This is a genomic window from Psychrobacter sp. CX90 (genome assembly GCF_057396305.2).
The window spans coordinates 2,970,157-2,992,585 of record NZ_CM182008.1 but is presented as its reverse complement, the minus strand read 5'-3'; the positions used below and the strand labels follow the sequence as shown (position 1 = coordinate 2,992,585).

Genomic DNA, 22,429 nt, shown 5'->3' with positions numbered 1-22,429 from the left:
ACAATTTATTTATTGGTTATATACCAGATACTAAAAATAATTTTCCTAGGCTAAGCTAAAAGTAATCAAAAGCCCCAGATGATATTTATGATTATTGAACTTAGCCTATTAATTTTTTAGAACAGTACTAGAATTAAAGGCTATTGTATTATTTAGTCGTAAAAATCCAATACTACGTATGGTTTTTTTAATATCAGCTCTAATCTAATGTGCTGTTAAGCTACTCGTTTTCGCCATGATTTAATTGCAGAGTTGGTGTCTCATCAAAGAAATTCCAAGGCTTAAGCAGAACGTTTACCCATTCTGTCGGCATCATTGGCCATTCTTCAGCTCGTGCCACATGCGTTGTGCCGGTGGTCAGCCATACGACTATATCCTTGTTATGAATACTTTCATCATCTGCTGTATACATTCCTAAACCAGTATCACTATCAGAACGGTTCGGATATTTACCTTCTGGATATAGCTCATCAGGCTTGTATTTAGTAACCCATATCTGTTTATCCATAAAGTTGAGACGATTGTATAACCACTCATCTTGGGCAAAGTTAGCACCTTTAGCAATAGGATGTGTCCCTCCTGCGAATGGTATTATTTGATAAGACACTGGATTACCCATACGGTTTTCTTTAGTAGCATTACTAATTAAACGAATCGTAGATGGATCAAATTTTTCTTGTGCCTCTAACTCTGTTCTCACTGTGGTTTCGCGTGTTGCCATAGCACTTGTTCGAGGCCCACCACGCGTGTTTTTCTCAATAAAAGGATCTATACGATTGATGTGATTAAATTCGCCATCTACATCCATATCTAAACGGAAGTTATAAATATGCTGATGGGTCGGCCCAACAATATTATGGTCAATCAAGGTGCCAAAACGGGTGTCTTCCGCAGCAGTATCATCATGCATCGTCTTAGATAAAACCCCTTTAACAGCCTCAATACCTGTAGCCCCAGCATTGATACCTATTGTGCCATTCGCTTGTAGTACCCAATCAAAGATATAGTCATAGTTACCAACAGTGCTTATCCACCGAACAACAAGTTCACGGCGTTCCGTACTGACGTTTGGCTGTCCCATTTCTTGATGTTTGTATTCAGGCCCAGCATAACGTTCAAATAAGGCAATGGCATTAGGAATATTGTAGGTATTGCCCTCGAAATCAGCAATTACAGCATCTAAGAACACAGCGTTTTGCGGTGCATCTATATTCTTCTCCATTGGTGAAGTCAGCATACCCATACCATATTCACCGGCATCTAAATAAGACTTAAAGTACCACCCTAAATCTGGATCACCGTAAGGAACAACCATGCCTGATAAATTACCTTGATACATGACCTTACGATCTATACCCTTGTCTTTAAAAGTAACAGTACTCAGTTGTAAGCCCGTGCGACTGTCTAAACCAATATGGAACTTCCAATTACCCCATTCAACATTTCTACCAGTGATTGTAAAGTTTTTACCCTCAGGTTCGATGATATTCAATGGCTTACTATTAATCATCTCCTTCCCACGTCCATCATACGGGCGAGGGGTCATCGGTACAGGAACAATACTGCCTTCTTCAATTTTAATGATTTTCCTTTCATCTAGATCAAGCACGGCTACCAAGTTCTCAATTGGGTGCGCCCAATAATTACCATCTCCGACATCCAAATAAGAAACAATCTTTAAAACTCGTAACTGTTTATCTAAATTGTCTTGATCACCAAAATATCCAACCGTAAGAGGTGTCCCAACTACCTTAGTAACGTCATCTATACCGCGTTTTTTTAAGGCTTTGGCATACTCTGGACTGTTTTGGATGGCTTCTTGTACGGCCATAAAATCATCATATAACACCATACCAAAGGTATTATCTAATACCTTCCAGTCAGTTAACTGATTCTTTGTTAAATTTGCCTCCCCTTCAAAGACAGTATTCCCCTTTAGAATAGTAAAAGTAGCAACTCGGTCAGCAGTATAAGGTGTATCATCAAGTACATTATTCCATACAGTTTTTTTCTCAGGCGGTTTTAGGCGAATGTCAGAAAATCGTAAATTCGTCTGCTTAGGCTTTTCTTTTTTGATGATCGCCAGAGTTTGTGCGATCTCGTCACTATTTAATGAGTTCAAAGGATGTGGTGTACTTTCCACTTTAAACGTATTGTCTAGACCTGATTGTAATACCTCATTAGCAAGCGTATCTGGAACTAAAGCATTGCCATTTTTTATCACTAATGGATTTTTAATCTTTAATAGCTTACCGTTCACCTTAACGGTTGTCACATTGGGCTTAATTTGTACTCGGGTTGAGTTTTTAGTGATGATATAAACATCAGAATAGTCATCATAATCAACATCTGCCCCTGCTGCGCTCATTGCTTGATCGATTGGCACCATCTTAACAGTTCCACCATGTGCTAATGCTTGCCCACTATAGGCAAGCATTAAACTAGTGAATAAGGTAGCTAATGTTGTTTTTATTATTGATTGAGACGGACTAATGGTTAGTTTAGATTTTTTAATTTGTCTCGGAGAGAAATATTGTGAGTTCTGCATAGGTGACTTCCGTATTGTCTTGAAAAGATAGAGATAGCTACTCTATTTTGGCATTGAAACAATATCATAGTGCTAAAAAATCGCTTAAGCATACTTAATTACACATTAAGTAATAAGCTAGGCCATTTTTTATTACTTCCATGTCGCACATTGTGAAATTGTACGATTTAGATTAACACAATTTATATTGAAATGTCATCATCTGGGCAAATTGAAAAAACCTAGAGTTATTAATTTAATTAAAATCAATAATGACGTTAATAAGAGCATCACTTTTGGCTCGCAAAAGGGCTCCACTATAACTAGGTTGTACTCACTCAATATTAGGTTTTTATTTGCAATAATAAAAGGAAACTAACGCAAAGGAAAAAGCCCCCCTTCGAATGAAGGGGGGCTTTTAGGTATAGGGAGCTGACGATGACCTACTCTCACATGGGCGGACCCACACTACCATTGGCGCTACGATGTTTCACTTCTGAGTTCGAGAAGGGATCAGGTGGTTCCATCGTGCTATTGTCGTCAGCAAAGGGGGTATAGATATGAGTTGGTTAAGTTGTTGACTTAACTTTGATTTGACTATGTATTTATCAAGAACCTGAATCAAGGTTGCTATTAATAAGCAATCATCAGGATGATATCGAAATAATTAGCTTGCTCTACTCTTTATTATAAAAAGAGAGCTACAAAACCACTTGGGTGTTGTATGGTCAAGCCAAACGAGCAATTAGTACAGGTTAGCTACACGCATCACTGCGCTTCCACACCCTGCCTATCAACGTTGTAGTCTTCAACGGCTCTTAAGGGAAATCTAATCTTGAGGTGGGCTTCCCGCTTAGATGCTTTCAGCGGTTATCCCATCCGAACGTAGCTACCGGGCAATGCCATTGGCATGACAACCCGAACACCAGCGGTTCGTCCACTCTGGTCCTCTCGTACTAGGAGCAGATCCTCTCAAATTTCCAACGCCCACGGTAGATAGGGACCGAACTGTCTCACGACGTTCTAAACCCAGCTCGCGTACCTCTTTAAATGGCGAACAGCCATACCCTTAGGACCTGCTTCAGCCCTAGGATGAGATGAGCCGACATCGAGGTGCCAAACACCGCCGTCGATATGAACTCTTGGGCGGTATCAGCCTGTTATCCCCAGAGTACCTTTTATCCGTTGAGCGATGGCCCTTCCATACAGAACCACCGGATCACTAAGACCTACTTTCGTACCTGCTCGACTTGTGGGTCTCGCAGTTAAGCGCGCTTTTGCCTTTATACTCTATGAACGATTTCCGACCGTTCTGAGCGCACCTTCGTACTCCTCCGTTACTCTTTAGGAGGAGACCGCCCCAGTCAAACTACCCACCATACATTGTCCTCGGTATTGTTATACCTGAGTTAGAACCCCAACATGACCAGGGTGGTATTTCAAGGTTGGCTCCACAAATACTGGCGTATCTGCTTCAAAGCCTCCCACCTATCCTGCACAAGTCAGGTCAAAGTTCAATGTAAAGCTGTAGTAAAGGTTCACGGGGTCTTTCCGTCTAGCCGCGGGTACACAGCATCTTCACTGCGATTTCGATTTCACTGAGTCTCTGCTGGAGACAGCGCTGCCATCATTATGCCATTCGTGCAGGTCGGAACTTACCCGACAAGGAATTTCGCTACCTTAGGACCGTTATAGTTACGGCCGCCGTTTACTGGGGCTTCGATCAAGACCTTCGCTTACGCTAAGCCCATCAATTAACCTTCCAGCACCGGGCAGGCATCACACCCTATACGTCCACTTTCGTGTTTGCAGAGTGCTGTGTTTTTAATAAACAGTTGCAGCAGCCTGGTATCTGCGACTGCTAGTAGCTTACGGAGCAAGTCCTTCACCACCAGCAGCGTACCTTCTCCCGAAGTTACGGTACCATTTTGCCTAGTTCCTTCAGCAGAGTTCTCTCAAGCGCCTTGGTATTCTCTACCTGATCACCTGTGTCGGTTTAGGGTACGATTCGTTTATGACTATCGCTTAGAAGCTTTTCCTGGAAGCATGGTATTTGCCACTTCGCTGTACAAGTACAGCTTGCTATCAGATCTCGGTATTAACAGCCCGGATTTACCTAAGCCATCTACCTACATCCTTCCACCTGGACAACCATCGCCAGGCTGGCATAACCTTCTCCGTCCCTCCATCGCATCATAAACAAGTATTGGAATATTAACCAATTTCCCATCGACTACGCCTTTCGGCCTCGCCTTAGGGGTCGACTCACCCAGCCCCGATTAACGTTGGACTGGAACCCTTGATCTTCCGGCGTGCGAGCTTTTCACTCGCATTATCGTTACTCACGTCAGCATTCGCTCTTGTGATACCTCCAGCATGCCTTACAGCACACCTTCACAGGCTTACACAACGCTCCCCTACCACTTGAAACAATTTTCAAATCCGCAGCTTCGGCTCCTAGTTTGAGCCCCGTTACATCTTCCGCGCGGGCCGACTCGACTAGTGAGCTATTACGCTTTCTTTAAAGGATGGCTGCTTCTAAGCCAACCTCCTAGCTGTCTATGCCTTCCCACTTCGTTTCCCACTTAACTAGGAATTTGGGGCCTTAGCTGGCGGTCTGGGTTGTTTCCCTCTCCACGACGGACGTTAGCACCCGCCGTGTGTCTCCCGGATATCACTCATCGGTATTCGGAGTTTGCATCGGTTTGGTAAGTCGGTATGACCCCCTAGCCGAAACAGTGCTCTACCCCCAATGGTGTTCGTCCGAGGCGCTACCTAAATAGCTTTCGGGGAGAACCAGCTATCACCGAGTTTGATTAGCCTTTCACCCCTATCCACAAGTCATCCCCTGGCTTTTCAACGACAGTGGGTTCGGTCCTCCGGTGCCTGTTACGGCACTTTCAACCTGCTCATGGATAGATCACTCGGTTTCGGGTCTATACCCTGCAACTATACGCCCTATTAAGACTCGGTTTCCCTACGGCTCCCCTAATGGTTAACCTTGCTACAGAATATAAGTCGCTGACCCATTATACAAAAGGTACGCGGTCACGGATCAAGTCCGCTCCCACTGCTTGTACGCACACGGTTTCAGGTTCTATTTCACTCCCCTCACAGGGGTTCTTTTCGCCTTTCCCTCACGGTACTGGTTCACTATCGGTCAGTCAGGAGTATTTAGCCTTGGAGGATGGTCCCCCCATCTTCATACAGAATTTCTCGTGTTCCGCACTACTTAATATGCTTCATTATATGTTTCGAATACGGGGCTATCACCCACTATGGCCAGATTTCCCACTCTGTTCTTCTACATATAAATCCGTCGGCTCCTCCCCGTTCGCTCGCCGCTACTAGGGGAATCTCTTTTGATGTCTTTTCCTAAGGGTACTGAGATGTTTCACTTCCCCTCGTTCGCTTCCTAATAAATTAGAATATCTAGCTTACACTAGATGGGTTTCCCCATTCAGAAATCTCCGGATCACAGGATATTGCCGCCTCCCCGAAGCTTATCGCAGGCTGTCACGTCTTTCATCGCCTCTGACTGCCAAGGCATCCACCATGTGCGCTTAATTACTTGACCATACAACCCCAAAGGGTCTTAATATTCGCATTTAATAGATTCAGTTTTATTATTGGCTAAAGACAACCTCGAAGTAATCCGAGGTGTTTTAACCAATTCATAATTCTGATTCTTGCAAATATGGTTAGTAATTATAACGATATCACCTTGATAATTTACGCTTGATTCAGTTCTCTTATTACCTTCGATAACTAACCTCTTGGGATAACAACTGATGTCGTTAAAAGGTTAGTCATCTGGTTAATATCCTACTCAGTGATGGGTAGGGTATTAACCGTATTACAACTCATATCTATGTTTTTAAATAGTAATAACGCTGTCATCCAGTCGTCATATTGTCTCTGTATAAAACAGAAGTAAGTAATTGCTTATGTACCTTATCGTTAAGTTACTAATCACTTAATTCTATTTTATTAGCTCTGGGTCTATTTATATATGGTGGAGCCAAGGAGAGTCGAACTCCTGACCTCCTGCGTGCAAGGCAGGCGCTCTACCAGCTGAGCTATGGCCCCATATAATGGTGGGTCTAGGTGGACTTGAACCACCGACCCCCGCGTTATCAACACGGTGCTCTAACCAGCTGAGCTATAGACCCTGAGAAGCGTTAAAAAATTGCATTGCAATTTTAGCTTCGCAAGGAAAATCCTTTAAATAGGATTTTCAAAAAGCTATGCTATTGCACAATCTTCTAAAGCTTTTTAAAGCTTTTATCTACTAAAATCAAAGAACAACTTGTTGTGAATTCTTGCTGACCGAATGCGTCAATAAGGAGGTGATCCAGCCGCAGGTTCCCCTACGGCTACCTTGTTACGACTTCACCCCAGTCATCGACCACACCGTGGTGAGCGCCTCCCCGAAGGTTAGGCTACCCACTTCTGGTGCAATCAACTCCCATGGTGTGACGGGCGGTGTGTACAAGGCCCGGGAACGTATTCACCGCGGCATTCTGATCCGCGATTACTAGCGATTCCGACTTCATGGAGTCGAGTTGCAGACTCCAATCTGGACTACGATAGGCTTTTTGAGATTCGCATCACATCGCTGTGTAGCTGCCCTCTGTACCTACCATTGTAGCACGTGTGTAGCCCTGGTCGTAAGGGCCATGATGACTTGACGTCGTCCCCGCCTTCCTCCAGTTTGTCACTGGCAGTATCCTTAGAGTCCCCGGCATAACCCGCTGGTAACTAAGGAAAAGGGTTGCGCTCGTTGCGGGACTTAACCCAACATCTCACGACACGAGCTGACGACAGCCATGCAGCACCTGTATTCTAATTCCCGAAGGCACTCTCGTATCTCTACAAGATTCTAGATATGTCAAGACCAGGTAAGGTTCTTCGCGTTGCATCGAATTAAACCACATGCTCCACCGCTTGTGCGGGCCCCCGTCAATTCATTTGAGTTTTAACCTTGCGGCCGTACTCCCCAGGCGGTCTACTTATTGCGTTAGCTGCGTCACTAAGAGATCAAGTCTCCCAACGACTAGTAGACATCGTTTACGGCGTGGACTACCAGGGTATCTAATCCTGTTTGCTACCCACGCTTTCGAACCTCAGTGTCAGTATGATGCCAGGAGGCTGCCTTCGCCATCGGTATTCCTTCAGATCTCTACGCATTTCACCGCTACACCTGAAATTCTACCTCCCTCTCACCTACTCTAGCTTAACAGTTTTAGATGCAGTTCCCAGGTTAAGCCCGGGGATTTCACATCTAACTTATTAAGCCACCTACGCTCGCTTTACGCCCAGTAATTCCGATTAACGCTTGCACCCTCTGTATTACCGCGGCTGCTGGCACAGAGTTAGCCGGTGCTTATTCTGCAGCTAATGTCATCGCATACGGGTATTAACCGTATGGTCTTCTTCACTGCTTAAAGTGCTTTACAACCAAAAGGCCTTCTTCACACACGCGGCATGGCTGGATCAGGGTTGCCCCCATTGTCCAATATTCCCCACTGCTGCCTCCCGTAGGAGTCCGGACCGTGTCTCAGTTCCGGTGTGGCTGATCATCCTCTCAGACCAGCTACAGATCGTCGCCTTGGTAGGCCTTTACCCCACCAACTAGCTAATCCGACTTAGGCTCATCCAATAGCGAGAGCGCAAGCGCCCCCTTTTCCCCGTAGGGTGTATGCGGTATTAATACGAGTTTCCCCGTGCTATCCCCCACTACTGGGCAGATTCCTAAGTATTACTCACCCGTCCGCCGCTCGACGCCTGATAGCAAGCTATCATCGTTTCCGCTCGACTTGCATGTGTTAAGCCTGCCGCCAGCGTTCAATCTGAGCCATGATCAAACTCTTCAGTTTAATCTTGCTATGTAACCCTTTAAAGAGGTTACTAAAACTTGGCTCATTCTTTCTGGCGTTCTTTCTTTCCGTTCTTTCATAAATGAATTAACTTCGAGTTTTCTTGCTGTTAAGAATGATAATTTTTATAGTTAGTCACTATCCCGATAAGAGATAATCCCAACTTTAATTTTTCAGCATTCTATGTCAACAAAAATCCACACAAGTTGTTCTTTGATTCTAGTTTTTAAATAGTTGACTTATCTCGTCGTCCGAGGTAAGTTATTCACTAATAATGTAATAATAAGCTATCTGCCGTTCTTACTTAGTGAGCCGTCTAGTATATGGTCTAACTATATATCTGTCAAGCTTTTATTTATTCTTCATTTAGGCTTCTAAAGCTCTAAACCCTCTCTCTCAAGTCAGGTTGTTTACTTCGTTTCCCTTAATGAGGTGCGTATTATAGACGCTTTTTTTACTAAGTCAAGAAGTTTTTTTAATCGGTTTAAGTGCTTCCTGCCTTCTGACAATTAACACCTAACCCTACTACTTCGCTTCCCTTTTCAACTGCCCTGATCCCTTCTCTTCAAAGTGATCAATACTGCTTGCTAGGTTCGCTTTCTTCTCAACAGGTGGCGTAGTATATACTCTTTTTTAATGCGGTCAAGCGGTTTTTGTGCTTTTTTTGCCCTTTTAAGAAAATCTGATTTTGAAGGTGTCTTTGTAATTGGATACTGACGTTATAAGAGTGTTTGGTATGAGCGCATAGTAACCGTCTTAAATACTTTTGTTAGCGTATACAACATTCATAATTTCTAGCTTTTTTGTATAAGGGTCTGCGTTTTTCAATATAAGTATTGCTTGGTAGTGACCAGTTTCTGTAATCTAGAAGAAACACCTACTACCTATTATCCTACTACTAACCTATTATCCTACTACTCAAGGATCAGCCAGTCATAGTGTATTTCTCTCCTTTGGCTTACGCTCCCCCCTATAACAGTTCAAAAGTTTTTTGGAATAATTAATCAATTATGTATATTAGAAATTTACTGACCTTCTTATAAGTTATTAGCGTTGCTTCTTTTCTTGTTATTTTGTGTGTCCAAGCTAACGCTAGAGAATAGGATGGGTAGTACAATTTCAAATAACATTCTTTCTTATTATGATAATGAAAACAAAACGCTGGTTGATTCCTTAGTCTTTTCTCTTGCTATTGTGTTAAAAGGATTGAAACTCACTGATAAACAAGCCCATTGATTTGAGGGTATTATAAAGCGGGTGTTTTATATCGTCTGATAATGATAAGAATTTGATGTGACCGCTAGCCCCGATTGTAGCGGATATACTGACAGATTGGGCAGGATGCGGTGGTCAGACTTGGGGTGGCGCGCGAAGCAGGCGACAACCTAAGCTGATACCACTGCTCTGTTCAGGCTGGCAGATAGTAGTGTAAAGCAGGATTGGCTACAGTACAGCGGTTTGATGACCTGTTATGATGTCATGACCTGCTATGCGCAGATTAGGACATGAAAGGGGGTCATTCCTGTGGGCTGTTACTGTCTAATAGATCTTTGTCCCCTGAGCCATCCTGAATCTCTTCCTCTACTTTTTGCATGAGTTTAGGGTCAGGTCGGGCATCGAGCATGTCATCTGACTGTTGATTTCCTAATATTTGCTTGGCACGTTGCTTCGCTTTTTGTTTCTCTCGTAAGTCAACTTTCTCCGCCTCATTCGTTAAGCGAGGAGCGTCTGTCGCGGGTTGTTGAGGCCTATCATTGTCAGGGTAATCGCTATCAGCAACCACGGTTGCACTATGTACCGTCGCACTAGTTAAGTGCTTAATGGCGTCTTCTACATCGCCATTAAAACGCATACGATAAATAGGTTCCGGTAAGCTGAAGCCTTTTTCTTCCAGGGCATGTTTGGCTTCACGGATGGCGATACTACGTGCCTTTAAAAAATCTGTGTCGGTTTGGTCTACCCATACTTGAAACTCTAATACGATATTGGAGTCGCCAACTTCGTCAATGATAGCAATTGCTTTGGGGTCTTTAAGTATAAAGTCCAGCTCATTAATGGCATCTATACCTACTTTAATCGCAGCAAGCGGGTCATCATTAGCATCTACGCCCAGCTTAAAACTGAAACGGCGTTCGGGGTTCTTGGTGTAGTTTAAGATAGTGGCTTTAAATACCTCGGAGTTCGGTATACGCAGCTGATTGCCATCTGATGTCATCAAAATGGTTGCCCTACTGGTTAAACGCACGACGATACCTTCTTGACCATTAATGTCGACGAAGTCTCGCGCTCTAAAGGGCTGACGAACACTGAGCATGAGGGAGGCAATGTAGTTTTCAATGGTATCTTTTACCGCAAAGCCGACTGCAATACCAATAACGCCAGCCCCGCCTAACAGGGTACCAATAATCGCTTCGGCACCTATTAAGCTGAGAGCCAATATCAACCCAATCACGATAAAAACGACCTTAACAGATTGTGATAATAGTTCGGCCACAAAGGGATTGGGGGTAATGCGTTGCCAAAGTGAACCGCGGCGAGACAACCAAGAGCCGAACCATACGACGGCAACAAATACCAAAATAGCCACCAATAATAATGGCAATGCTTGAATAAAGCTTTTTGCCTGCTGCTTTAACCCTGTAATCACTGGGGTCACGTTGTCTTGCACATCTAGGGTACGACTGATGCGATCTTCCACTGCCACCACATCGCTGACTCGATTGGCTAAATTGATGGCCTGTTGCGCTTTTTTCTCATTTGGCACGTTGCCAGATAAGCTTACCACCCCCTGATTGACTCTGATGGTAATGGCTTTTAATCCTTCAATTTCTGAAAAAATACCGGTAATGCGTTGCTTTATATCGCTGTCATTGACCTGATCTGGTTTGGTCGCAATGACGGTGTCTTTTTCTGTTAAATTCCCTGCCGCAGGCACATTGCCAGTGTTTGGGGTATTTGGCTTTAGCGCCTCAAAAGGCTTGGTATCATTGACGTTATCGCTCAAATCTGTTTCTGATTCTGTTTGCTGCAATGCTGTTGGCTGAGTGTCTGAAACCGTTGTCTGTTGTGTAGACGACTGCTCGTGTTGATCAGGATGCACTCCCTCTACTGCTTGTGCAGATAGGATAGACAGGCAAAACGCCCAAATCCCAAACCACAGGGGTAAAAAGCGTAGCGAGCCATTTTCAATCAAACGTCTTTTAATAAGCGGGTTTTTAATAGGATGTGGTGTAACGTAAGCGGTTGCTTTATCGGTACACGGCAAGTCAACAGGCGGTGTCATTATCTACCAGTCCTTTTTATGGGGTTGCTATTATGGGCTTGCTATGGATTAAATTTGGGTTGAATAAATGTCAATAGAGGCCACAACTTATCCCTATTATCCATTCATTATCTCTTCACTTTTATGCTGTTGGTTGTTTTTAGCTTTACTCGTTCTTGCACCAGCTATTCATAGGCTTAACTCTATACAGACCATAGAGGATACAAACTATACAGGCGATTACTATAGTCGGCCAACTTTTCAGAGTGATTGACTATAGCTATATATATTGTCATGTCACAATAGCTAAAATTCTGCTGACGACCTAAGCTATCTAGATAAGCTATTTGTCTAAATAATACTGAGCTTCACCTAAGTCTAAAGTGCCTTCATAAATAGCACGTCCTGTAATAATGCCTTCAATACAGTCGCCGTAAGGTTTAAGGAGTTCAATGTCCTTCATGTCAGTCACGCCACCTGAGGCGATAACAGGGATGCCACCTGTGCGGGCAAGATTGACCGTTTGTTCAACGTTTACGCCTTGCATCATGCCGTCTCGGGCGATATCGGTATACACAATGGAGGAGACGCCAGCATCTGCGAAGCGCTTGGCGAGTTCTGTGGCTTTCACGTCCGTCACATTCGCCCAGCCATGCGTTGCAACCATGCCATCTTTGGCATCAATTCCAACAATAATGTGACCGCCAAATTCACGGCAGGCTTCTTCGACAAATTCAGGATTTTCAACGGCTTTGGTGCCAATAATGATATAGGTCAATCCTGCGGTTATATACTGTTCGATGGTGTGTAGGCTACGCACGCCTCCCCCTAGTTGAACGGGTAGCTTAGGATGCGCCTTGGCAATTTCTGTGACCACATCTTTGTGTACGGGTACGCCATCGAATGCTCCGTTTAAATCCACTAAATGTAACCTGCGGGCGCCTTCGTTAACCCAACGGGTTGCCATAGCCACAGGATCGTCTGAAAATACGGTGTCATCTTCCATACGTCCTTGTTTGAGACGCACACATTTGCCATCTTTTAAATCTATTGCGGGGATGATTAATGGAGATACTGGAGCGAATGGTTTGTCTAATACATTGGTTTTATCGGGATTATTCATACAAAGCCTCAAGCTTAGTTACATAAGTGAGTGGATTTTTATATTTGTTTCATATCTAAATACAGTTAAAAACGGCTAAAGCCTTAACTATATTATCTATAATTGCAAGAAAATAAGCGTAAAGGCTAGCAATAATTCGTAAACAGACTGGCAATTTTATGGTAATTTGACGTATAATCCTAGGTTAAATTGTATATGTATTTTGGTAGCCAGTCGCCACTGTCTTCAATTTTAAGAGGTAAGGACGGGTGTACACGCCAGTTTTTATAGGTTTTATGCGCATGTTTAAGTCTGTTACGCATTATCTTTACCACACATTAAAACCACCTCTTATCTTCGTGATGCCACACTTTTAGTTCCACAGCACCATTTGTGGCTTGCTAATGCTGAACAGGACGTCTGGCTCTTCTTCGCTTATGGAATAAGTTCGCTTATGATTACCATCAAAAAGGGGCTTGATTTGCCCATTGCTGGCGCACCTAGCAGTGAAATCACCCAGCATTCGCCAAAGCACGTTGCTCTTGTCGGCTACGATTATGTCGGCATGAAGCCTACAATGAACGTTAAAGTTGGTGATATCGTCACCAAAGGCCAGCCCGTTTATGAAGATAAAAAACGGGCTGGTGTCATTTATACCGCACCAGCTTCAGGTAAGGTAGTCCAGATAAATCGTGGCGAGCGTCGTATATTCGAAAGCCTAGTCATTAAGGTTGATCCCTCTGGTGGCGAGGTAGAGTTTAATAAATATGACTCAGCTGAATTGGCACGACTTGATCCAGAAGCGGTTGAAGCTCAGCTAATCAAGTCAGGCGAATGGGTCGCTTTTCGTACCCGCCCTTACAGCCGCAGTCCAGAAATCGGCGCTCGCCCTCAGGCCATATTTGTTACTGCTATGGATACCAATCCATTAGCGTTTGACCCTATGGTGTTAATTAGTGAAGAAGCTCAGGCTTTTAATGATGGTCTAGCAGTATTGTCAGTACTATCGCCAAAAACATATGTTTGTTACGATGGTAACTCAAGCTTGCCGAAAGTGACTGACACAGCAGCTGGTAACGCTACTGAGTATCATTCGTTTAGTGGTGTACATCCAGCCGGTAATGCCGGCACGCACATTCACTTTTTGCATCCGGTCAGTCGCAATGTTACCGTTTGGACCATAGGTTACCAAGATGTGATTGCCATTGGTAAGCTGTTTACCACCGGGCAATTATATACACGTCGTTTGATCAGCTTGGCCGGACCCGGAGTTGCTAAACCGCGTCTTGTACTGACAGAGCGCGGTGCTGACGTGACAGAGCTCACTCATGGAGAGCTTGTCGGTAACGATAACCGCATCATATCTGGCTCAGTATTGTCAGGTCGTAAAACGATTCAAACCACCTGCTATCTTGGACGCTTCCACAATCAAGTGAGTGTGTTGGCAGAAGGTCACGAGCGTCCAGCCTTTCACTTCTTTAGGTTGGGTTCAAACCGTTTCTCCAAACTGCCTATATATATTTCTCAGTTTTTTAGTGGCAAAAAATACAACTTTACAACAACTACCAACGGCTCACCTCGTGCGATGGTGCCTATTGGTGTCTATGAAAAAGTTATGCCACAAGATTACCTGCCAACGCAGTTGTTGCGAGCTTTGATTGTTGAAGATATTGTCTCAGCAGTAGACCTTGGTGCTTTAGAGCTTGATGAAGAAGACTTGGCACTGTGCACCTTTGTATCGCCAGGTAAGTATGAATTTGGCGATATCTTGCGTGATAACTTAACTCGCATTGAGCTGGAGGGCTAACGCTAATGAAATTTATACATAATATGTTTGACCGCCTAGAGCCTTCCTTTACTAAAGGCGGCAAATTTGAAAAGTACTACGCTGTATTTGAGATGTTTGATACCTTCTTACGTCAGCCTAGTAGTACTACGCATTCAGCCTCGCATGTGCGTGACGGTATTGACTTAAAACGTATCATGATCGTGGTTTGGTTATGTACCTTTCCTGCTATGTTCTGGGGTATGTACAATGTCGGATTTCAGGCACTAACAGCTATTCAACAACTTGGTCTACAGCCTGAAGGATGGCGCACTGTCATTACTAATATGGCAGGCTATGACCCCAACAGTATTTGGGCAGCTTTCGTATACGGCGCCATGCAGTTTCTACCCATCTATATCGTTACCTTTGCGGTTGGTATTGCGTGGGAGATAATTTTTGCGGTGGTGCGTGGTCACGAAGTTAACGAAGGGTTCTTTGTAACCTCTGTACTGTTTGCGCTTTGTTTACCCCCAGATATTCCATTATGGCAAGTTGCCTTAGGGATCTCCTTTGGCGTTGTAGTTGCAAAAGAAGTGTTTGGTGGTACGGGTAAGAACTTCTTGAACCCTGCGCTAGCTGGTCGTGCTTTCCTCTACTTCGCTTATCCTGCTTACATGTCAGGCGAAACGGTATGGACGGCAGTTGATGGCTTCTCAGGAGCAACGCCCCTAGGTCTTGCGGCGATTGGCATTAGCCCTGAGCAGTTTGTTGATGCGTATGGCAATGCCATCACTTGGATGGATGCCTTCTTAGGCAATATGCAAGGCAGTATCGGCGAGGTATCAACCCTAGCCATTTTAATTGGTGCCGTATTCCTGCTTTGGACGCGTATCGCATCTTGGCGCATTATGGCGGGCTGTGTGGTTGGCTTAGTTGCTACGTCGCTTGTATTCAACATCGTTGGGTCAGAAAGCAACCTTATGATGAGTTTGCCATTCCACTGGCATCTGGTATTAGGTGGCTTTGCTTTTGGTGCGGTATTTATGGCAACTGACCCAGTGTCTGCTGCTCATACCAATAAAGGGCGCTGGGCATACGGGATACTCATTGGTTTTATGACTGTGTTAATCCGTGTTGTTAACCCTGCCTTCCCCGAAGGTATTATGCTGGCTATCTTATTCGCTAACTTGTTTGCGCCTTTATTTGACTACTTTGTCACTCAAGCAAACATCAAACGTCAAACCGCTCGGAGGATGCGTCATGTCCCAGCAGACTGATCAAAAAGCTAAGAAAAGCTCAAATTCAAACATGACCACCATCATGGTGGCATTGGTCCTGTGCTTGGTGTGTTCCGTCTTGGTATCAGCCGTAGCCGTAGGCTTAAAGCCAGCGCAAGTCAAAAACCAAATGCTGGATCTTAATAAAAACATCTTGGTTGCAGCAGGTCTCTTTGATCCTACAACAGATACTAACGAAGATGTTGCTGAACGTTTTGAAGATTTTGACGTTAAGCTTGTTGATTTACAAAGTGGGAAGTACGCGACTGAAGATCAACTTTCAGAAGTAGGTATTACCGATGTTAATAGTTACGATGCGAATCAAGCCGCAAAAAATGCTGCTTTAAGTACAGATCTTGGTAACAATGACCCTGCTAGCATCGGTGCAACCCCAAAATTCGCAAAAGTATTTGTTAAAAACGATGCCAATGGCAATCCTGAACTGATGGTCTTACCCATTCATGGATATGGCCTTTGGGGTACTATTTATGGCTTCTTAACCCTAGAGAGCGACTTAAACACCATTAAAGGTATCAGCTGGTACTCTCATAAAGAAACACCGGGTCTGGGCGCGCGTATTGAAGAGAAAAAATGGCGCGATCAATGGCAAGGGGTCAATGCTTATAATGAGCAAGGCAAAGTCGAAGTTGGCGTGGGTAAGGGTAAACCTATTGATGGCATTAGTGGTGCGACACTAACCAGTAAAGGGGTTAACAACCTAGTGCAATTTTGGCTTGGCGATCAAGGCTATAAACCATTTTTAGATAATTTACGTGGTGGCAGCGCAGGCGGTAATGATAAAGCAGATACTAAAGAAGATTTAGCTGCTCAAGCAGTAACCACTGCGGGCGAGGAGGCATAACATGGCTACAGATACAAAAAAAATCTTAACCACGCCGATATTTGATAATAACCCAATTGCCCTACAAATCTTGGGTATCTGTTCGGCGCTAGCAGTAACCACAAGTGTTAAAAACGCACTGGTTATGTGTATTGCATTAACCCTTGTGACTGCATTCTCAAGTTTCTTTATCTCAACAATTCGTAACCGCATTCCATCTAGCATCCGTATCATCGTGCAAATGACCATTATTGCCTCTCTGGTTATCGTGGTTGACCAAATTCTAAAAGCAGTGGCTTACGATGTGAGCAAATCACTTTCTGTATTCGTCGGGCTAATTATTACAAACTGTATTGTTATGGGTCGGGCTGAAGCGTTTGCAATGAGCAACCCTCCTGTACCAAGCTTTTTAGATGGCATTGGTAATGGCCTTGGCTACTCAGCTGTTTTATTATTTGTTGCTGTGATTCGTGAGTTATTAGGTAGCGGTAGTCTCTTAGGTATTACCCTTTTAAATCCAGTAACTGATGGCGGTTGGTATGTGCCTAATGGCTTGTTATTACTACCGCCCTCAGCATTTTTTATTATTGGTTTGTTCATTACTATTATTCGTATATGGAAGCCTGAGCAAGTTGAAGAACCTGAGTTTGTCATGAAACCCCAATCTAAAGGCCTAGCTCATGGAGGAGGACACTAATGGGACACTATACTAGTCTATTTATTACGTCTGTTTTTATTGAAAACATGGCTTTGGCCTATTTCTTGGGGATGTGTACCTTCCTAGCTGTCTCAAAGAAGGTCTCCACCGCACTAGGGCTTGGTGTTGCTGTTATCGCCGTGATGACCATTACTGTTCCTTTAAACAACCTGTTATACCAGTTTATTTTAAAGAGTGGCGCACTGGATTGGGCAGGCTTTCCAAATATGGATCTCAGCTTCTTAGGGTTACTAAGCTATATTGCGCTTATTGCAGCAACCGTTCAGATTCTAGAGATGTTTTTGGATAAATTTGTCCCATCGCTATATAACGCACTTGGGGTATTTTTACCGCTAATCACTGTGAACTGCGCTATTTTAGGTGGTGTCTTATTCATGGTTGAGCGTGACTATAACTTTACTGAATCTGTTACTTATGGTATTGGTGCGGGCTTTGGCTGGGCTTTAGCCATTGCATTACTGGCTGGTATCCGTGAAAAGCTAAAGTACTCAGACGTACCTGCCCCCCTACGCGGTCTAGGTATTACCTTTATTACTGTCGGATTGATGTCGCTAGGATTCATGTCATTTGGTGGCATGTCAATTTAAACGATTTGCCTATCCTAAATCATGAATAAAAAGCGATTTTTAATATTTAAATAAGGACAAGAATCATGGAGTTATTTGGTACCGCCATTGGCGGCGTCGCCATGTTTACCCTGATTATCATGAGTTTGGTAGCTATTATTTTGGTAGCTCGCTCAAGATTAGTCAGCTCAGGGGATGTCACCATTCATATTAATGACGATCCTGACAATGATGTGGTGACACCTGCTGGTGGCAAATTACTACAAACCCTAGCAAGTGAAGGTATATTCTTATCTTCTGCTTGTGGTGGTGGTGGTACATGCGGCCAGTGTACATGTAAAGTTCTCGAAGGTGGGGGGTCAATCCTGCCAACCGAAGAAGGTCATTTTACTCAAGGCGAAATCCGCGATAACATGCGTCTGGCTTGTCAGGTTGCTGTCAAGCAAGATATGAAAATTGAGATTGATCCCGAGTTCTTCGATGTACAGAAATGGGAATGTGAAGTTGTGTCTAACAACAACGTGGCAACCTTCATTAAAGAGCTGGTGTTGAAAATTCCTGACGGTGAAGAAGTTAACTTCCGTGCTGGCGGTTATGTTCAGCTTGAAGCGCCACCGCATGAAGTCCACTACAAAGACTTTGACGTCGATGAAGAGTATCGTGGCGACTGGGAGAAATTTGGCTTATATAAATACGTATCTAAAGTGGATGAACCTGTTATCCGTGCTTACTCAATGGCTAACTACCCAGATGAGAAAGGTATTATTAAGTTCAATATTCGTATTGCAAGTCCACCGCCTCGTGGTCCAGACGGGATTCCACCAGGTAAAATGTCTTCCTATGTATTTAGTCTAAAACCAGGTGATAAAATAACCGTTTCAGGGCCATATGGTGAGTTCTTCGCTAAAGACACTGAAGCAGAAATGGTGTTTGTTGGTGGTGGTGCAGGTATGGCACCAATGCGCTCACACATTTTTGATCAGCTTAAGCGGTTACACTCTAAGCGTAAAATTACTTTCTGGTATGGGGCGCGTTCTGTACGTGAAATGTTTTACGTTGAAGACTACGACACCCTTGCTGAGGAGTTTGATAACTTTGAATGGCACGTTGCCTTATCAGATCCACAGCCAGAAGATAACTGGGAAGGTTACACTGGATTTATCCATAATGTACTTTATGAAGAGTACCTTAAAGATCATCCAAACCCTGAAGACTGTGAATATTATATGTGTGGGCCACCGGTTATGAATGCGGCAGTGATTGATATGCTACACGGCTTAGGCGTAGAAGACGAAAACATCTTACTTGATGATTTTGGTGGTTAATGCTGGGTGGTTAATCAACAATTACCCCCTAACACAGAATAATATATGCTAAATTAAGAGTCTCTAAGGAGGCTCTTTTTTATACAGTGTCTTTTATGTTGAGCCTTCTGTTAATTCAGCTAACATCTCTCTATTAAATGGCTCTTAAATTTAGAAACACTCGCCCCTCCCCTATCTGTGTTTCATTCTTGACTTGAAGGAAATGAATAATTGGATATGTCACACAGCTTATTTAACAAGACAGATTTAATAAGAAAAGACGCTTATGAAAAGACAGTTTAAAAAACCAACCCTATGGATTACTGGCGCATCAAGTAGTAGCTTCTTTATTGCTTCTGCTATAAGCCTAAGCGCCTGTCAACAAACTCCTCAATATGAATATATTGAAGGCGAGACGATGGGCACCAGTTATCATATTCGTTATCAACAACCTGACAATATAGACATTGCAGACATAAGTCAGGCAGTTGATGCGCGTTTAATCGAGATAAACGACAGCATGTCGACTTACCAAGATGACTCAACAATCTCAAAGTTCAATAGAGTGGCTGCGGATACGTCAATAACGGTTGATGACGATTTTATCAAAGTCTTACAAGACTCTAAGCAGGTTTATGAGCAATCTGGTGGCGCATTTGACCCTACTGTCATGCCCTTAATTAATCTTTGGGGCTTTGGTAGTGTCAGAACGGTCGATCGGCTGCAAAATCCCCCGAGCCTCGATGATATTAAGGCGACTAAAGCGCTTATGGGATTTGATGATATTGTCTTATCGGGCAATACTTTAACTAAAACAAAAAAAGGGGTGGCGTTGGATTTTTCTGCTGTGGCAAAAGGCTACGCTGTGGATGCTATCGCAAATGTTCTAACTAATCGCTATAAAATCAATAACTACATGGTTGAGATTGGCGGTGAAGTGGCAACGTCAGGAGTGAATGCGCAAACAAACCCATGGCAGATTGCTATCGATGCGCCTGTCATTGACAGTAGTGTAACCGAACGTCAAACCATTGCAGGTATTCGTCAGCCTAGCCCTCAAAATAAATTACATTTAGCCACTTCAGGTAACTACCGAAATTCTGTTGTATTTGATAATAAGCGTTATAGCCATACTATTGACCCGACCACTGGGCAACCTATCAGTGGCGGAGCGCCTTCTGTATCCGTCGTTGCTGAATCAGTATCACTAGCCGATGCTTGGGCAACCGCACTCACAGCGATGACGTATGAGAAAGCATTAAAGACGGCAACAGAGAACAATCTAGCGGCAATGTTTATCATTCCTAAAGATGCCAATATGGAAGGAACGTTTTCTACAACAAATGATACGCCTATTGATACCGCCAACCAAAACCAATCAGGTACTCAAAATGTAGAGACAGGTCGTTTGCTCGATAAGTGGGAAATAGTAGAAACCCCTGTGATGAAAGCGCTGCGAGCTGGCAAAACCAACTAGTGTATTTTAAATTTCATTATCCATTATCCTCTGAAGCGTCTGTTATGCTAAATCAAACTTTGGAAACCATTCCTATAGTGAAATCGTTACATATATTAATTTTTGTAAATGGTTTAGAATAGTCTGCATTTATATATTAACGAGACGTTTACAGTAAGGACATACACACAATGATTTATTCATTGATGGCGCTAGTATTTGTACTAGGTTACATCGCTATTGCTCTAGAACATAACTTTCATATAGATAAAGCGGCATCGGCTCTCCTTACTGCAATCATTATTTGGACACTGCTTGTATTTGGTGCAGACACATTACTTGCCGATCATCTAACCAGCCCAGCAGATAGCCATAACGTCTCGCAGTTATTAAACACCGAGCTTAGGCATCATTTAGCCGAGATTGCTGAAATTTTATTTTTCTTAATGGGCGCTATGGTCATCGTAGAATTAGTGGATGCGCATGATGGCTTTGCTGCCATTACCAACCGTATTCGCACCTCTAGTGCCATTAAGCTTTTATGGACAATTGGTACACTTACCTTTTTCTTCTCAGCACTTCTAGATAATTTAACCACGACCATTGTGATGGTATCGCTACTGCGTAAATTGGTGGAGGATAAAGAGCTGCGCTGGTGGTATGCTGGTATTGTTGTTGTCTGTGCAAATGCAGGCGGAGCATGGTCTCCCATTGGGGATGTGACTACCACCATGTTATGGATTGGTAACCAAGTGACCGCTAGCCGTATTATCATAGATCTTCTTGTGCCAAGCTTAGTGGCCGCTATTGTACCTTTAATACTGCTAAGTCTGCTATTCAGAGGCAAAGAGGTACATCGTCCCAAACCCATTAAAGCCGCGGTGCAATCCACAAGCAGCAACTATCTAGGAGATGATTCAGGGGAGACTCAAACACCCGCTATGGCAATGGCAGGGGTGCCAGCCAGCTCCCATGAACTTGCCGATGATTCCAACCTTGAATTGACGGCAGCTCAGCAGCATGTTAGCAGTCGAATGCGCATTAGTGTACTACTACTTGGTTTAGGCGCGCTTGCTTTTGTGCCGGTTTTTAAAACCATTACTCATCTGCCGCCTTATATGGGTATTTTATTTGGGGTAGGTGTACTTTGGGTATTCACTGAAATTGCCCACCGCCATGAGGATTGGTACGTTAAAAAGCATGTCACTGTTGTCGGGGTTTTATCCCGTGTTGATATGCCAAGCATTTTATTCTTCTTAGGTATTTTACTTGCGGTGGCAGGTCTGGCTACGGCAGGTCATTTAACGGATGTGGCGCTGTGGCTTGACCAGTCTATTGGCAATTTATACATTATCAACGTATTCATTGGCTTGTTATCCTCTTTGGTCGATAACGTCCCCTTAGTCGCTGGTGCAATGAAAATGTACCCTCTTCTGACCGACTCAACTATCGCAGGTTTAACAGGTGATGAGCTTGCCCGTCAAGGTCAGTTTTTACAAGATGGTGCGTTTTGGCACTTTTTAGCTTACTGTGCGGGTACTGGCGGTAGCTGCTTAATTATTGGTTCTGCAGCTGGAGTCGCGGCCATGGGTATGGAGAAAATTCCATTTATGTGGTATTTAAAACGCATCAGTTGGCTTGCCCTAATGGGTTACTTAGCGGGCGCGGTCACTTATATCGGCATTCACGTGATCTAACGTTTAATTCATCGCTCGGATTACCGCATTCA

The 22,429-nt window shown here is 43.7% G+C and carries 11 protein-coding genes, 2 tRNA genes and 3 rRNA genes; 8 read left to right on the top strand and 8 right to left on the bottom strand.

The window, feature by feature from the left end; translation table 11 throughout:
• Positions 1–220: 220 nt before the first annotated feature.
• From tynA to hisA, 8 genes are all read right to left on the bottom strand, one after another.
• A complete protein-coding gene (tynA, locus tag AC2SLN_RS11935) occupies positions 221–2,548 on the bottom strand; it encodes a primary-amine oxidase (protein WP_486550933.1) in 2,328 nt (775 codons plus the stop codon).
• Positions 2,549–2,957: 409 nt separating this feature from the next.
• Positions 2,958–3,072: ribosomal RNA gene (gene rrf, locus AC2SLN_RS11930) — 5S ribosomal RNA — on the bottom strand.
• Positions 3,073–3,251: 179 nt separating this feature from the next.
• Positions 3,252–6,104: ribosomal RNA gene (locus AC2SLN_RS11925) — 23S ribosomal RNA — on the bottom strand.
• Between the two features lie 436 nt (positions 6,105–6,540).
• Positions 6,541–6,616 (bottom strand) — tRNA-Ala (locus AC2SLN_RS11920).
• Positions 6,617–6,622: 6 nt separating this feature from the next.
• Positions 6,623–6,699: transfer RNA gene (locus tag AC2SLN_RS11915), tRNA-Ile, on the bottom strand.
• A 170-nt stretch (positions 6,700–6,869) separates the two neighbouring features.
• A 16S ribosomal RNA gene (locus AC2SLN_RS11910) occupies positions 6,870–8,406 on the bottom strand.
• The 16S, 23S and 5S rRNA genes sit together here with 2 tRNA genes alongside, the layout of an rRNA operon.
• Before the next feature lie 1,516 nt (positions 8,407–9,922).
• Complete coding sequence (locus AC2SLN_RS11905) at positions 9,923–11,689, bottom strand: mechanosensitive ion channel domain-containing protein (protein ID WP_486550216.1); 1,767 nt, start codon at positions 11,687–11,689, stop codon at positions 9,923–9,925.
• Between the two features lie 322 nt (positions 11,690–12,011).
• Positions 12,012–12,791, bottom strand: coding sequence for a 1-(5-phosphoribosyl)-5-[(5-phosphoribosylamino)methylideneamino]imidazole-4-carboxamide isomerase (hisA, locus tag AC2SLN_RS11900; RefSeq protein ID WP_486550214.1), 780 nt, complete (start codon positions 12,789–12,791; stop codon positions 12,012–12,014).
• Between the two features lie 433 nt (positions 12,792–13,224).
• Between hisA and AC2SLN_RS11895 the strand changes: the two genes are divergently transcribed.
• The 8 genes from AC2SLN_RS11895 (at position 13,225) to nhaD (ending at position 22,397) form a co-directional block, all read left to right on the top strand.
• Positions 13,225–14,577 carry a Na(+)-translocating NADH-quinone reductase subunit A gene (locus AC2SLN_RS11895; RefSeq protein WP_486550213.1) on the top strand — a complete coding sequence of 451 codons (1,353 nt, stop codon included), beginning with the start codon at positions 13,225–13,227 and terminating at the stop codon, positions 14,575–14,577.
• 5 nt (positions 14,578–14,582) lie between these two features.
• The gene (locus tag AC2SLN_RS11890; protein WP_486550212.1) at positions 14,583–15,815 is read left to right on the top strand and encodes an NADH:ubiquinone reductase (Na(+)-transporting) subunit B; all 1,233 of its coding nucleotides are present in this window, start codon (positions 14,583–14,585) and stop codon (positions 15,813–15,815) included.
• Positions 15,799–16,677 carry a Na(+)-translocating NADH-quinone reductase subunit C gene (locus AC2SLN_RS11885; RefSeq protein ID WP_486550211.1) on the top strand — a complete coding sequence of 293 codons (879 nt, stop codon included), beginning with the start codon at positions 15,799–15,801 and terminating at the stop codon, positions 16,675–16,677. The genes AC2SLN_RS11890 and AC2SLN_RS11885 overlap by 17 nt, the downstream gene beginning before the upstream one ends.
• 1 nt (position 16,678) lies before the next feature.
• Positions 16,679–17,353, top strand: a complete 675-nt coding sequence (locus tag AC2SLN_RS11880; RefSeq protein ID WP_486530625.1) for an NADH:ubiquinone reductase (Na(+)-transporting) subunit D — start codon at positions 16,679–16,681, stop codon at positions 17,351–17,353.
• Complete coding sequence (gene nqrE, locus AC2SLN_RS11875; RefSeq protein WP_486550209.1) at positions 17,353–17,961, top strand: NADH:ubiquinone reductase (Na(+)-transporting) subunit E; 609 nt, start codon at positions 17,353–17,355, stop codon at positions 17,959–17,961. The genes AC2SLN_RS11880 and nqrE overlap by 1 nt, the downstream gene beginning before the upstream one ends.
• A 65-nt stretch (positions 17,962–18,026) precedes the next feature.
• Positions 18,027–19,265: an NADH:ubiquinone reductase (Na(+)-transporting) subunit F gene (gene nqrF, locus AC2SLN_RS11870; protein ID WP_486530627.1), complete on the top strand. Its 1,239-nt coding sequence runs from the start codon at positions 18,027–18,029 to the stop codon at positions 19,263–19,265.
• A gap of 265 nt (positions 19,266–19,530) precedes the next feature.
• Positions 19,531–20,721: an FAD:protein FMN transferase gene (locus AC2SLN_RS11865; protein ID WP_486550208.1), complete on the top strand. Its 1,191-nt coding sequence runs from the start codon at positions 19,531–19,533 to the stop codon at positions 20,719–20,721.
• A gap of 170 nt (positions 20,722–20,891) precedes the next feature.
• The gene (gene nhaD / locus AC2SLN_RS11860; RefSeq protein ID WP_486550206.1) at positions 20,892–22,397 is read left to right on the top strand and encodes a sodium:proton antiporter NhaD; all 1,506 of its coding nucleotides are present in this window, start codon (positions 20,892–20,894) and stop codon (positions 22,395–22,397) included.
• Positions 22,398–22,429 lie beyond the last annotated feature (32 nt).